General features: G+C 59.4%; 14 protein-coding genes. 7 read left to right on the top strand and 7 right to left on the bottom strand.

Features of this window, described 5'->3' with window-relative positions; translation table 11 throughout:
* Positions 1-73: 73 nt before the first annotated feature.
* Both kynU and JMJ95_RS09995 read right to left on the bottom strand, forming a co-directional pair.
* Positions 74-1,363 (bottom strand): kynureninase, encoded by a 1,290-nt coding sequence (gene kynU / locus JMJ95_RS10000; protein ID WP_290684974.1) that lies wholly within the window; start codon positions 1,361-1,363, stop codon positions 74-76.
* Positions 1,364-1,470: 107 nt separating this feature from the next.
* On the bottom strand, positions 1,471-2,889 hold the full coding sequence (locus JMJ95_RS09995) for an alkaline phosphatase (protein WP_290684972.1): 1,419 nt from the start codon (positions 2,887-2,889) through the stop codon (positions 1,471-1,473).
* Positions 2,890-3,026: 137 nt separating this feature from the next.
* Between JMJ95_RS09995 and JMJ95_RS09990 the strand changes: the two genes are divergently transcribed.
* A complete protein-coding gene (locus JMJ95_RS09990) occupies positions 3,027-3,374 on the top strand; it encodes a hypothetical protein (protein WP_290684971.1) in 348 nt (115 codons plus the stop codon).
* A gap of 125 nt (positions 3,375-3,499) precedes the next feature.
* Here the strand turns inward: JMJ95_RS09990 and JMJ95_RS09985 are convergent, their stop codons facing one another.
* The 4 genes from JMJ95_RS09985 to JMJ95_RS09970 all read right to left on the bottom strand — a co-directional run bounded on the left by JMJ95_RS09985 (position 3,500) and on the right by JMJ95_RS09970 (position 6,714).
* Entirely contained in the window at positions 3,500-4,219 is a 720-nt protein-coding gene (locus JMJ95_RS09985; RefSeq protein ID WP_290684969.1) for a GntR family transcriptional regulator, read from the bottom strand.
* Between the two features lie 163 nt (positions 4,220-4,382).
* Positions 4,383-4,853, bottom strand: a complete 471-nt coding sequence (locus tag JMJ95_RS09980; protein ID WP_290684968.1) for a DUF3830 family protein — start codon at positions 4,851-4,853, stop codon at positions 4,383-4,385.
* Between the two features lie 50 nt (positions 4,854-4,903).
* Positions 4,904-5,389, bottom strand: coding sequence for a tripartite tricarboxylate transporter TctB family protein (locus JMJ95_RS09975; protein WP_290684966.1), 486 nt, complete (start codon positions 5,387-5,389; stop codon positions 4,904-4,906).
* 5 nt (positions 5,390-5,394) lie between these two features.
* Positions 5,395-6,714, bottom strand: a complete 1,320-nt coding sequence (locus JMJ95_RS09970) for a tripartite tricarboxylate transporter permease (protein ID WP_290684964.1) — start codon at positions 6,712-6,714, stop codon at positions 5,395-5,397.
* On the opposite strand from JMJ95_RS09970, the gene JMJ95_RS09965 reads away from it, so the two are divergent.
* The 6 genes from JMJ95_RS09965 (at position 6,599) to JMJ95_RS09940 (ending at position 11,764) form a co-directional block, all read left to right on the top strand.
* Positions 6,599-7,231, top strand: coding sequence for a TRAP transporter large permease subunit (locus JMJ95_RS09965; protein ID WP_290684962.1), 633 nt, complete (start codon positions 6,599-6,601; stop codon positions 7,229-7,231). The genes JMJ95_RS09970 and JMJ95_RS09965 overlap by 116 nt on opposite strands.
* Before the next feature lie 56 nt (positions 7,232-7,287).
* Positions 7,288-8,667: an allantoinase AllB gene (allB, locus tag JMJ95_RS09960; RefSeq protein WP_290684961.1), complete on the top strand. Its 1,380-nt coding sequence runs from the start codon at positions 7,288-7,290 to the stop codon at positions 8,665-8,667.
* Positions 8,664-9,335: an aspartate/glutamate racemase family protein gene (locus tag JMJ95_RS09955; protein WP_290684960.1), complete on the top strand. Its 672-nt coding sequence runs from the start codon at positions 8,664-8,666 to the stop codon at positions 9,333-9,335. Before allB ends, JMJ95_RS09955 begins: the two co-directional genes overlap by 4 nt.
* Before the next feature lie 29 nt (positions 9,336-9,364).
* A complete protein-coding gene (locus JMJ95_RS09950) occupies positions 9,365-10,957 on the top strand; it encodes an amidohydrolase family protein (RefSeq protein ID WP_290684959.1) in 1,593 nt (530 codons plus the stop codon).
* Positions 10,958-10,998: 41 nt separating this feature from the next.
* A complete protein-coding gene (locus tag JMJ95_RS09945) occupies positions 10,999-11,400 on the top strand; it encodes a VOC family protein (RefSeq protein WP_290684957.1) in 402 nt (133 codons plus the stop codon).
* Positions 11,401-11,521: 121 nt separating this feature from the next.
* Positions 11,522-11,764: a DUF6868 family protein gene (locus tag JMJ95_RS09940; protein ID WP_290684955.1), complete on the top strand. Its 243-nt coding sequence runs from the start codon at positions 11,522-11,524 to the stop codon at positions 11,762-11,764.
* Here the strand turns inward: JMJ95_RS09940 and JMJ95_RS09935 are convergent.
* On the bottom strand, positions 11,751-12,518 hold the full coding sequence (locus JMJ95_RS09935; protein WP_290684954.1) for a TVP38/TMEM64 family protein: 768 nt from the start codon (positions 12,516-12,518) through the stop codon (positions 11,751-11,753). The two genes, JMJ95_RS09940 and JMJ95_RS09935, sit on opposite strands and share 14 nt — an antisense overlap.
* Between the last annotated feature and the right edge of the window lie 22 nt (positions 12,519-12,540).

The raw sequence follows: 12,540 nt of genomic DNA, 5'->3' as shown, positions 1-12,540 counted from the left end.
ACCTGCGGATTTAGGCTGTGCCTCCGGTCCTGAAAAAACGGGATCCTCTTCCGGGGACCTCCCAGACGCTCTTCTAGGAGACCGCGTCCCTTTCGGGAGAGAAGTTCTCGTACTCCCGGCTGTCCACGATCTCTTTCAGGGCTTCCGCAACGGCGAGGACGTCCGCGAAGGAACTGTAGAGAGGGGCGGGGGCAAGTCGGATGATCCTGGGGGGGCGAAAATCCGGGATGATCTTTCTTTTTTTCAGGGCCTGGCAGATCCTCCATGCTTCCGGGTGCTCCACGGCCAGATGACCGCCCCGGCGGTGCTCCTCTCTCGGGGTGCCCACGGAATAGCCGCAAGAGGCGGAAGAGAAAGCCGTGTCGAGAATTTCAACGAGAAAGCCGGTGAGGGCCAGGGACTTATGCCGAAGGCGTTCCATTCCCGCCCTGGAGAATATGTCCAGGGACGGCAGCAAAGTGGAGGCGGAAAGCACGGGGGGCGTGCCGATCTGCCATCCTCCGGCGGAGCGGGAATGGCTGAACTCCAGGTCCATGTCGAACTGGCGGCTCTTGTCGAAGCCGAACCAGCCGGCGAGGCCCGGCTCGCGGTCGAAATGCTTCCTGTTGATGTACAGGAACGCAGGGCTTCCTGGACCTCCGTTCAGGTATTTGTAGCTGCACCAGAAGGCGAAATCGGCATCCCAGTCGGAAAGCCGGTGGGGGACCGCTCCGGCGGAATGGGCACAGTCGAAGCCGATGAGAATGCCCCGATTGTGGGCTTCCTTCACGAGCCGCTCCATGTCCAGGAGCTGGCCGCTTCTGTAGAGCACCCCGGGCAGGAGGGCCAGGGCCGTCCGGTCGTCGAAGGCGGCGATGATGTCGTCCTCGTCGAGGGTGCGTCCGTCCCTGGAGCGCACCAAGACGAGATGTTCCTTCGGGTCGAGGCCCTTCAGCCTCACCTGGCTTGCCAGGGCGTAAATATCCGAAGGGAAGTTCAGCTCGTCAGCCACGATCTTTGTCCGTGTTCCCGAGGGCTGGTAGAAGGTGCTCACCAAGGCGTGGAGGTTCACGGTGGTGGAGCCGGACATGACCACTTCGTCGGGGGAGGCGCCCATGAGGGGAGCCATCTTCCGCCCTGCTTCCTCCGCCAGATAGAACCAGGGAGGGGTTGCCTCGAGCCAGCCGCCTACGGCAAGGTCCCGCCATTCGCCGAAGGTTTTCGCTAGGGCGTCCCCGGCGGCCTTTGGGGGCAGGCCCAGGGAGTTACCGTCCATGAAGACCGTTCCCGGAGGAATGTGGAAAAGCTCCCGGAAGGATTTCAGGGAATCCCACCTGTCCATCTCACCGGCCTTTGACCGGTATGCCGCGAATAATTCGTCCATAAGTCCGCCATCCTTTCTTTCAAATCGTATTTTCCAGAATAGCACATTGCCCCGGAAACAGGAGCAGTTCTCCCGGGAGTGTGCCGCAGAGAAATCCCGGCTTTCCGCTACCTGGACGAAATGAGGTCCATGAGATTCCGGGCGATATCCGTGTTGTCGTACTCTCCGGCGAAGTAGGCCGAGCCCGCTCCCTGGGCGAAGACGGGGACACCGGCTCCCGAATGGCCGAAGGACGACCAGGCGATGCCCGCCCTCCTCCCGAGAATGCGGGTGGCCGTCACTGAGAGGGGTTCGTAGGGACCGTAGCGGCGCAGGGACTCCCTGTCCCTTTTTCGCCGGCCTTTCGGCTTCATGCTTCGGGCAAAGGCTGCCCGAAGCTCCTCACGCTCGACATCGGAAAGGGTATGGAGGCCGAAGGTTTCTGTGATCTGCGGCAGAAGGTTTTCAAAGGTCCGGCGGCTGCCTTTTCGGAACGCGGCAATCTTCCCGTCGAAGGACTCGGAGGATTCTTTCTGGGCCGAGAGCACGGCGAATATGTTTTCAGCGGCCTTCCGGCCGTCTATTACCATGCCGCCGGTCTCGTGGTCGGCAAGGACGACGATAAGAGTCTCCTCCGGGCGTTTCCCGGCGAAGGCGAGGGCCTCCCTGACGGCGGCGTCGAAGGCGTACATGTCGTGAACCAGGGCGGCGGCGTCGTTCCGGTGGCAGGCCCAGTCGATGGTTCCCCCCTCGACAAGAAGAAAAAAGCCCTTCTGGTTGTCGAGCAGCTCGATACCTTTCCTGGTGAAGTCCGCCAGGGAAAGATCCTCCTTCGGGCGGTCCATCTCGTAGGGCAGGGCTCCCGCCGCGCCGGGCGCAATGATCCCGGCGCCTGGCTTCGCTGCCTCCAGTTCCTCCCGTGTCCGGAGCACCCGGTATCCTTTCTCCCGGGCGAGCTCGTAAATATCCCTGAGATCTCCGCTGCGCCCCCTGCGCCGGGTGACCCCTCCGCCGGCAAAGTAGTCAAAGCCGCTGGTGATGAGTTGTTTGCCGATTTCGTAATAGTCTGTTCTGGAGGGGCTGGAGGCATAGAAGGCCGCCGGCGTGGCGTCGTTCAGGAAGGATGAGGTCACGATACCGACCTTCATACCCTTGTTTTGGGCAAGCATGGCCACGGTTATAAACCGTTTCGTCCGGGACGGGTCCATGTTGAGGATGCCGTTGTTCGTCCTGTAGCCGGAGGCGAGGGCCGTGCCCGCCGCCGCCGAATCCGTCACGGCACCGTTTGCCGCAGCCGTGGACAGTTTTCCCCGGACGGGCAGGGAGCTGAAGGATATTTTTCCGGCGCCGGAGCCGAGACCGAACAGTTCCGCAGCCTGAACCTGGGCCTCTCCCATGCCGTCGCCGATGAAAAGAAAAATGTACTTTGCGCTCTCCGTGCCGTCGGCACCAGAGGCCCCGACGGCGAAGAAAAACGCGATCATGGACGGAAAAACGGTGTTTGCGAGGAAACGCCGGAACAGGCGTGCGATATTCAGGACGGTCATCCCCTCTCAGGAAGGCCATGGAGGCGTAGCGTGACTATTATACCCGACTCCGCATTCTTTTTCTCCTTCCCGGCCGGTGCCTCGAACCGTTGTCCCGTGAGCGGATCCGCCGGTATAATGTCTTCGGAGGTGCCGGTATGAACAAAAAAATTATCGTCAACCTGATTCTGTCCATTCTCCTGTACTGGTCCGCCGGGGCCCTGCTCTACAGGGATTCCCTTTTTCTCTCCTCCCTGAAGGTACCCGGCGAGGGGCTGCTGTTCTCCGGATGGTCCTTGTACCTGCTCGCTTTCTCCGTTATCGTCCTGGGAACTCTTTCGCTGCTTGCCGCGAGGGCATGGTCAAGGGGCGATGCGGTCGGGTCAGGATGGAAAGAGACTTTTGTCGGGAACGGTATTCCCTCCCGGTACTGGCCTTTCCTTCTTCTTTTCATCCTGGCCGCCGGCGCTGCGTTCCGGCTGGCCGGGAGGGTCCCTGCCCCATGACGGGGGGGTAAATCGGCGGCTTATGTCAGGACGAGAGGAATGAACTGCCGGACCGGGAAAGAAAAAAGCGACGCCTTGGGGAAAGAACGTCCAGAAGTCGGGAGGAGGGGAGGTATCAGGGCTTCTCAGCCGGCCGATTCTTCCTGCTTTCCCCGGGCTGTTGCGTTTTCAAGTCTGTCGAGGGCTCTGAGTGTCCGTTCCTCGGCGTTCAGCAGGTGGGTCATGACCGCCTGTTCCGCCCTGTCGGGGTCATGGCTTTTCAGGGCAGCCAGGATGACGCGATGCTCCGCCGTGATCTTCACTACGGAGTCCTCCAGGTTGGGATTTTCCTCGCCGTAGTACCTGGCATAGTAGCGAATCCTCAGGGAGGAGACGCTGAGGTTTTTGAGCGAGGCCTGTATTTCCCGGTTTTGTATGTGCCTGGTGATGGCGTCGTGAAGCTCCAGGTCCGAACGCTTATACCGCTCGAAATCGGCGGGATTTGCCAGGACGCCGTCCAGCACTTTTTCAAGAGATTCGATCTCGCCGTCGGTGATGTTCAGTGCGGCCGTCCTGGATCCGTAGGTTTCGAGAAGGCGCCTCATTTCCAGTATGTCGAGTATTTTATCCCTGCTCATGGCGCTTACGGTGATGTTCCTGTTCCTGTTCACCGTAACAAGGTCGAGGCTCTCCAGCCTGACGACGGCTTCCCGCACCGGGGTGTTGCTTATGCCGAACTCGGAGGAGAGCCTATCGATGGAGAGGACGCTGCCCGGAACAAGTTCGTTGTTGATTATCTTCTCCTTGAGGTAAAAGAAGACCTGGTCCGACACGGACTGAAACATTGGTTTCGCGTTCTTGGCCACGGAAGTGATACCATCCTTTGTCGATTAGGCTGTGCCGAAGTCATCCCGTTTTGATGGAATACCCGCGGACAATGTAATGATAGCTGAATTTCACCCGGTGCGCACGTTTTTCCGGGATTCCGGGGGCGGGAGAATTTTACCTGCCGCCCTATTCCGTTTTCTGTTATGCCCTCTCGATCCTGAGTTTTTTCCTTCCCTCGCCCTGGCATCGGGCGCAGACTGTGGCGAAGGGTTCAAGGGTCTCCTCGATCCGGGCAAAGAGTGTGCTGGGCTTCCACCCCATGGGAAGGAGGAGCCGGCTGTCCCGGCCGTAGAAGACGCCGAAATCGTAGACGGTGTTCGGGTTTCCCTGCCACTGGTAGGGGGCGTAGGCATTCCAGACGATGTCCCCGGGAAGAGGTATAGTGATCTGGTTTTCCGGCGGAAGGTGAAGCCCTTCATCTTCTGGAAAGGCCGTTCCGGGGAAGGGGAAGGATATCTCCCTCCCGGTCCACATGGCGTGGATGCACAGGCCTTCCACCGGTTTTTCCAGGGCGTTCCAGAGGCACCCGCAGGTGGAGGGAGCCTTATTCTCCAGCAGGACGGCCAGGGCCTCAACGTTTTCGTCCGGAAATGTGATCCTGATTTTTTTCATGGTTTTATCCTCCCTGATTTCAAAGTGAATGCTGCCGGCGTCCCTTCCCGTCAGAAAAGAAGGGCAGGAGGCAGTACGATCTGGGCGAAATAGGTGAACAGTGCCCAGATGAACAGCGTGATCCCGGCGGCTGGAAGCAGCACGTACCTGATTATGCCCCCGTCTTTCTCGAAGTGGAAGAAGATTGAGATCAGGTAGAGGAACGTACTCACGGCAAGGCCGATTTTGAGCACGCCGAGGACATACAGCACCGCAAGTCCCATAAACGCGGCAATCCGGGCGGGGGTCACTTCTCCGTGCTTGCTTCTCTCCCCCTCTTCGCCCCGGCAAAAAATGGCCGCTCCCGAGAGGAGCATGGCGGCCAGGGAGAGCTGGGGAAAAAGCCGGGCGCCGATGCCTGCCCCGGAACTCCATTTTCCGGTCACGGTGAAGGAGAAAAAGAAGGCGGCGGCGGCCATGAGCAGCAGGCCGGAGACCTTGGATGGATTTCGGAGCAGCGGCCCCGTCTTCCGTTCGGTGGTTTTTGCCGTGTCCATGAGCCTCAGTCCTCCTCCACGAGTTTTTTCTTCACGGAAAAATGAATGAGCAGCAGGGAAATGATGCACAGGGCATAGAATCCGAGAGCTATGGGGCTTTTCAACAGGAACATCCATTCTCCCCGGCCCATGAGAAGAGCCTGGCGCAGCGCTTTTTCCGCTCCCGGGCCGACGATGAAGCCCAGGACGAGCGGCCCGAGGGGAAAGGCGTTCTTTCTCAGGTAAATCCCCAGCACTCCTGCGGCCAGCAGGACCCAGACGTCGAAGAGTGAGTTCCTGGAGGCGAAGGTTCCGAGCAGGGCCAGGGCGAAGACTGTGGGGACGAGGTAGCACGCCTTGACCTGGGCCAGTTTGGCGTACATGGGTATGAGACCGTAGGAGAGGACCAGGTTGATGAACGTGGCGTAGATGATGATAACGAACAGGGTGTAGATGATGACCTTGTTTTCCTCGATCATCATGGGGCCGGGGTTGATGCCCTGCATGATGAGCGCCGCTCCGAAGAGGGCCGCCGTGGCGCTGCCGGGAATGCCGAAGGCGAAAAGGGGAATGAGGGATGATCCCGCCGTGGCGCTGTTTCCCGCTTCCGGCGCGGCGACTCCTTCGAGGGTTCCCTTGCCGAACTCATCGGGATTCCGGGACATTTTCCGGGCCAGGCCGTAGCTCATGAAGGCCGCGAGGGATGAACCCGCCCCGGGAAGGGCTCCAATGAAGGTCCCCATTCCCGACCCGATGAGGGTGGCTTTGAAGGTGGACCGGTAGATCTTCAGGCTCATCCTGTCCTTGGCGGGATCGTAGACTCCAAAGGCTTCCGCTTTTTGGGCGTCTTCTGCCATTTTTTTCGCCGAACGGGACGCGCATTCCTTGCCGAACTGGATCATGAGCTCCGAAACAGCAAATACGCCCACCAGAAGGGGGATCAGGGGAATGCCTCCCCGCAGGCTGGAAATGCCGAAGGTAAGCCTGACGGAACCCATCATCGGGTCCATGCCTATGGTTCCGATAAAAAGGCCGATTGCTGCAGCGGCGATGCCTTTCTTCATTTCGCCCACCACGAGGAGAGAGATCATCATAAGAGCGAAAACATACAGCGCGAAAAATTCCACTGGGCCGAAGTGCAGCGCCACTTTCGCCATCGGCACGGCCACGAAGACGAGCAGGAGCGTGCTGATCAGGTCTCCGGTGACCGAGGAATACAGGGCTGTCAGCATGGCCTGCTTGGGGTGTCCCTTCAGCTTCGCGGTATATCCGTCTTCCACGGTGGCGGCCGCGGCGGCTGCAGGGTGCCTGATAACTCTTATCGTGGGGTGGTTCCAGGGAGCCATTAAAAAATTCAGCGATCTTCGTGAACCGCTCCGGGAATCGGCCAATACGACGGCAATGCTCTTCATCATCAATGTGGGGGCTCTTTTCTTTTCCCGGTTTTTCGCGCTGACGGACATCCCGACGGAACTGGCGATGCTTGTCCAGGGATGGGACGTTCCGAGATGGGTCATTCTCTTCGGCATCCTTGTCGTCTATTTCCTCCTCGGCATGATCATGGTGGAGATAGGAATCTATGCCCTTACCCTCCCGATTTTCATGCCCATCATTATCTCCCTGGGGTATGACCCGATCTGGTTCGGTGTCGTCGTCCTGAAATTGAGCGAAATCGCGGCGATAACGCCTCCGGTGGGACTGAACGTGTACATGGCCAAGGCCGTCGCCGGGAAAAATGTTTCCCTCGAGGAGATTTTCAGGGGCATTTGGCCCTTCTGCCTTTGTGACATAATAGTCCTTATTGTGCTTATTCTCTTCCCCCAGCTGTCCCTCTGGCTTCCTGACCTTCTCATGGGAAACTAGCGGTGCTCCGGGACGTGAAGCCGGAAAGATGCAATTGACGAAGAGTATCCGAGGTGATGTCGGTGTTTGACCTGGTGATCGTGAACGGTACCGTAGTGAATTCACAGGGAGCATTTGAGGGAAAAGTTGCTGTAAGCGACGGGAAAATCGTCGCGCTGCTCGCAGGTGATGTCCCCGTTGAAGCGAAGGAAGTCATCGATGCCCGGGGCCTGATGGTCCTGCCCGGGCTCGTGGATGCTCACGTGCACTGCGGCCACGGAACTCCGGAACGGGAGGATTTCGCCTGCGTGAGCAGGGCGGCGGCGGCGGGCGGGACAACGCTCATAGTGGACATGCCCCTTTCTGAGCCCATCACCGTGACGGCGGAGGCCCTGGAGAGCAAGATGGCCTCCGCCGGAAAGCAGTCCGTGGTGGATTACGCTCTCTACAGCGGAATCATCCCCGGTCACCTGGAGGACATCGAGTCCACCTTCTTGGCAGGGGCCCAGGCGTACAAGGTTTTCACCTGCCGGTGCTCGAACTATCCCATGACCTATGATGGCGCCCTGCTCAAGGGGATGAGAACGGTGGGACGGCTCGGAGGAATGGTCTGTGCCCACGCTGAGAACGACACCCTTATCCAGGAGCTGGTAGACGACCTTCAGGCTGCCGGCAGAAACGACGCAAGGGCATTCCTCGACTCCCATCCGGAATATACCGAACTGGAGGCGGTCAACAGGTTCATATTCCTCGCGGGACTCGCTCCCGAATGCAGGGCCCACATCTGCCACCTCAGCATCGCCGACGGGGTAAAGGCTGTCCGTGAGGCCAGAGGCAGGGGGATGAACAATCTCTCCATTGAGACGTGCCCCCAGTACCTCGCGCTCGACGAGGATGACCTGGTCGAAGGGGGGGCCTTCACGAAATGCGACCCTCCCGTTAGAACCAGGGAGACGGTAGAAGAACTCTGGAAATACGTGCTGGACGGCACGGTGGACATGATCGCCTCGGACCATTCTCCTCATTCCTTCGAGAAAAAGACGCCGGCAGGAGGAAATTTCTGGACGGTATCCGAGGGGTGCACGGGAGTCCAGACGCTCCTTCCCGTAGTGCTGACGGAGGGGAGGAAGCGGGGACTCTCGTGGAAGAGGCTCGTGGAGTTGTGCTGCACCCGCCCTGCGGAGCTTTTCGGTCTTTCCGGCCGGAAAGGGAACATCGCGCCGGGCCTGGACGCGGATTTCGCTCTTGTGGATCCCGAGGCCGAATGGGTGCTGAAGGATGAGGATCTTTTCTACCGCAACCGATGGAGTCCCTACACGGGGAAGACCTTCAGAGGAAAAGTGGTGAAGACCGTTGTAAGGGGCGGAACGGTCTTCGAAGGCGGGAAAATCTGCGCTGAAGAGGGATACGGCACCTTCTACCCCATGGACATGAAAGGGAGGAATGGGCAGCCGTGAAACTGCTGATCATAAACCCCAATTCGAACGACGAGTTCACGAGGCTCATCAGGGAATGCGCTGAAGGCGCGGCCTCTCCGGGCACCGAAATCACCTGCGTGAGTACGCCCGGGGCGCCCCCGCTGATCGACAACTACATTGACGAAATAGCCTGCGGCCCCGGCATGGTGAAGATCATGAGGGAGAACGAAGCGTCCTTCGACGCCTTCATAGTGGCCTGCACCTGCGACGTGAACATCGACATCCTCCGGGAGATGACGGAAAAGCCGGTGGCGGGCATCGGGGAATCCTCCATGATGGCGGCCATGATGCTCGGCGGGAAGTTCTCGGTCATCCAGATGGGGCCGAGAGGAATTCCCATGAAGGAGCGGTTTGTCAGGAAGCTCGGCTTCGATTCCCGGTGTGCTTCGGTCCGTTCCATCGATCCTGCAGGTCCCGGGGACATGGCGGACAGGGTTATCGCCGCCGCCCGGAAAGCGGTGGAAGAGGACGGCGCCGAAGTTCTCACCCTGGGATGCGCCGGGCTTGCCGGGCTGGATGAACGAACTTCCCGGGCCGTCGGAGTCCCGGTGATCGACGGCGTGCTGTACGGTGTCAGGTTCGCTGAAGCGCTGGCCGCCTTCGGAGGGAAGACGAGCAAGAAGGGACTATACGGCCCTGACGCATAGGCGGAGGAATTTTTGAGGAGGCGGAACCGATGCTCGATCTTGTGATCAAAAACGCCCTCGTGATTGACGGAACGGGGGAACGGAAGCCCTTTCCGGCGGACGTGGGAGTACGGGACGGAAAAATTGCCCTGGTGGGAACAATCGACCAGGAAGCCGCGAAGGTGACCGATGCGGCGGGGCTTGCTCTTGCGCCCGGCTTTATCGACATGCACAGCCACACGGATCTCGAGTATTTCAGGGAGAAGCCCTCGGACGCGAAAATACGCCAGGGCGTCACCACGGAACTGCTTGGACAGGACGGTCTTGGGCCGGCTCCCGTCGGCGGGGAGAACCTGCAGATCGTGAAAGATCTCCTGGCGGGTCTTGACGGCATCATTCCGGATGAAAAATGGTCATGGACAACCTTCCCTGAATACCTCGGTGCCCTTGAGCGCAGGGGGCTGAACAACAACGCCGCCGTGCTGCTGTGCCACGGACCTGTGCGGATTGCGGCCCTTGGCATGGAGGAGCGGGCGCCCACCTCTGCGGAGCTCAGGAACATGAAGGCTCTTGTCCGGGAGTCCATGGAGGAGGGAGCCTTTGGCCTTTCCACCGGGCTGATTTATCCTCCCTGCTCCTACGGGGATACGGAGGAGCTTATCGAGCTGAACAGAGAAGTGGGAGCGAAAGACGGCATTTTTGTCGTCCACCAGCGGGACGAGGGGTATTACCTCTCCCGTTCCTTCGACGAGGTTTCCAGGATTTCCCTTGAATCCGGTGCCCATCTAGAAATTTCCCACCTGCAGGCCTACGGCAGGGTGAACTGGCCGCTCATGGACGAAGTCCTTGAAAAGGCGGAGAGGATGATGGAAAAAGGAGGCAGCATTTCGTGGGACAGGTATCCCTACCTTGCCGGGTGCACAGTCCTTACGGCGGTCTTGCCGAACTGGACCTTCAACGAGGGAACGACCGCCCTGGTTCGCAACCTCAGGGAGCCTGAGTTCAGGGCACGGGTGCATGCGGACTTCAGGAAAGGTCTTGAGGTATGGCACAACCGCCGGATTTCCGTGGGGTGGGAGAACATCGTCGTGACGGCGGTCCAGCTCGAGGAGAACAAGTGGATGGAAGGCCTGAGCTGCCGAGCCATAGCTGACCGGCTGGGGAAGGACCCCATCGACATGGTCATGGACCTGCTGGCCGAGGAAAAGCTCGCGGTGACCATGATCAGCTTTTACGGGTCCGACACGGTGCTCGAGAAGGTGCTCGGCCATCCCCGGGGAACAGTGGGAAGCGACGGCATCTTCGGAGGGAAGCCCCATCCCAGACTCTACGGGGCATACCCCTGCTTCTTCCGGCGGTTCGTGCGAGAGAAGCCTCTCTTTACGCTCGAGGAGGCGGTCCGCAAGGTGACGTCCTTCCCCGCCTCGATTCTCGGCATCCCCGACCGGGGAAGGATCGAGGAAGGCTGCTGGGCCGACCTGGTGATCTTCGACCCTGAGAAAATAGCGGACAGGTCCACCTACGACATCCCCGAAGCCTACCCGGAGGGCATTCCCTATGTTTTCGTAAACGGGACGGCCGTGGTGGAAGAGGGGAAAACTGTCCCCTGCTCCCCCGGGAAGGTCCTGAGGCACAGAAAGTGACGAAAATTCGGTCCCCGCAAGAGAAGAGAGGGGGGACGGAATTGTGCTCCCTTCGGCGAGGGGTTTCACATATCACCTTTTTGTATTTCCGGGGACTTGCGGAAGCTGCTCATTTTTTTGAGGACATTCTGAGTCTTGAACTGGTAGATGACCAGAAGGCGGCGAAAATTTACCGTCTCTCCGGCAATGCCTTTATCGGAATAGTAGATGAAAAGGAAGGGCACTGCAGGGTCCAGGAGAAAAATGCGGTTCTTATCACGCTTGTAGCTGATAATGTTCAGGAGTGGTACGACTACCTTGTATCCAGGGGAGTCCGGATGGAAACGCCGGTTCAGCGGCCCGAAAGCTTTCCCGTGGAGTGTTTTTTCTTCAAAGGGCCGGGTGGTTATGAATTTGAAATCCAGCGGTTTCTGAATAAAAAAACAGCGGAACGGTTCTCCTGAGGAGGGCGTTTCCCGGGGTTCCTTGCTCTTCCGGTCCGTTTAGTAGGTTACTATCGCGACCGGGAGGGACAGTAGTAGAACGCCGGGTTTTTTCGGTTGAAAACGGGGGGGAGGGGATTTCATGGACGTGAGTACGCTGCGCTGGTTCTTTTTCTGGTGTACCCTGCTGAATTACCTTGCGCTGGGAGGAATGGCCGCCGTCTTCATTTTTGCCGGGGACAGGATATACGCTCTTCACCGGAGATGGTTTGCCCTGGACAGGGACGTTTTCGACGTGGCCATGTATTTCTTTCTCGGCTTTTACAAGCTGTTCGTGTTTGTCTTCTGCCTCGTGCCCTGGATCGCCCTTCTCATTGCCGGCTAGCGGAACCGCGACGGCCCTCTTCCTTCTCTTCCTCGAGGCGGAGGCGCTTTTTCAGGGCCGCGCCCGCGGTCCGGGACGCTGTTATGGCGGCCGCAGCGGTGGCAGCCAGTCCGAGGAAGGACAGGGCCCACTGAAGCTTCGAGCCCTGGGCCATTTCCGGGTGAAGTCCGGCGATTTCGGCGGCCAGTGACCCGAAATACACGTACATGAACGTCCAGGGAATGCTCCCCGCCCAGGAAGCCGCGAAATAGACGGAGAACGGTATCGCCGTAAGGCCGAAGGCGTAGTTCAGTACATTGAAGGGGAAGGCGGGGGAGAGCCTGCTGAGGAAGACGATCTTCCATCCGTCCTCTGCCACTGCCTCGTCCAGGGCGAGAAAAGACGTATTGCTTCCCCACGCTTCAAGAATGCGCCTGCGGACCATGTATCGCGCGAAGAGGAAGGCCGCCGACGCTCCGGAGGCCACCGACAGGGTGGCGATGAGAAAGCCCGCCCGGAGGCCGAAGAGCACTCCGGCGCCGATGGTGAGATAAAACGTAGGCAGCAGGAAGACGCATGCGCCGTTAAAAAGCGCCAGGAACACAAGAGGACCAAAGGGACCCGAGTGCTCCACCGCGTCGAGGAATTTCAAAAACAGCCGCCGAAGCCCCGCGTCGCCGGAGGAAAAGGCGAAAAACGCGGCGACGGCTGCCGGAAGGACAGCAGCGGCCACGTACAGGTATTTTTTCTTCGTCGAAGCGGACAGCGGCATCATCCATCCACCATCCTTCCCCCGA

The organism is Aminivibrio sp., assembly GCF_016756745.1.
In the GTDB taxonomy this organism is placed as follows: domain Bacteria; phylum Synergistota; class Synergistia; order Synergistales; family Aminobacteriaceae; genus Aminivibrio.
Note: the sequence above shows the minus strand (reverse complement) of the source record. Positions and strands in the feature narration are given on the sequence as shown.

Bases quoted from the DNA above. Each gene is read 5' to 3' on its own strand.
- allB (WP_290684961.1), top strand. From the start codon at position 7,288: ATGTCGGTGTTTGACCTGGTGATCGTGAACGGTACCGTAGTGAATTCA.
- JMJ95_RS09950 (WP_290684959.1), top strand. From the start codon at position 9,365: ATGCTCGATCTTGTGATCAAAAACGCCCTCGTGATTGACGGAACGGGG.
- JMJ95_RS09965 (WP_290684962.1), top strand. From the start codon at position 6,599: ATGGCCTGCTTGGGGTGTCCCTTCAGCTTCGCGGTATATCCGTCTTCC.
- JMJ95_RS09980 (WP_290684968.1), bottom strand. From the start codon at position 4,853: ATGAAAAAAATCAGGATCACATTTCCGGACGAAAACGTTGAGGCCCTG.
- JMJ95_RS09975 (WP_290684966.1), bottom strand. From the start codon at position 5,389: ATGGACACGGCAAAAACCACCGAACGGAAGACGGGGCCGCTGCTCCGA.
- kynU (WP_290684974.1), bottom strand. From the start codon at position 1,363: ATGGACGAATTATTCGCGGCATACCGGTCAAAGGCCGGTGAGATGGAC.
- JMJ95_RS09990 (WP_290684971.1), top strand. From the start codon at position 3,027: ATGAACAAAAAAATTATCGTCAACCTGATTCTGTCCATTCTCCTGTAC.
- JMJ95_RS09940 (WP_290684955.1), top strand. From the start codon at position 11,522: ATGGACGTGAGTACGCTGCGCTGGTTCTTTTTCTGGTGTACCCTGCTG.
- JMJ95_RS09995 (WP_290684972.1), bottom strand. From the start codon at position 2,889: ATGACCGTCCTGAATATCGCACGCCTGTTCCGGCGTTTCCTCGCAAAC.
- JMJ95_RS09970 (WP_290684964.1), bottom strand. From the start codon at position 6,714: ATGGCTCCCTGGAACCACCCCACGATAAGAGTTATCAGGCACCCTGCA.
- JMJ95_RS09935 (WP_290684954.1), bottom strand. From the start codon at position 12,518: ATGATGCCGCTGTCCGCTTCGACGAAGAAAAAATACCTGTACGTGGCC.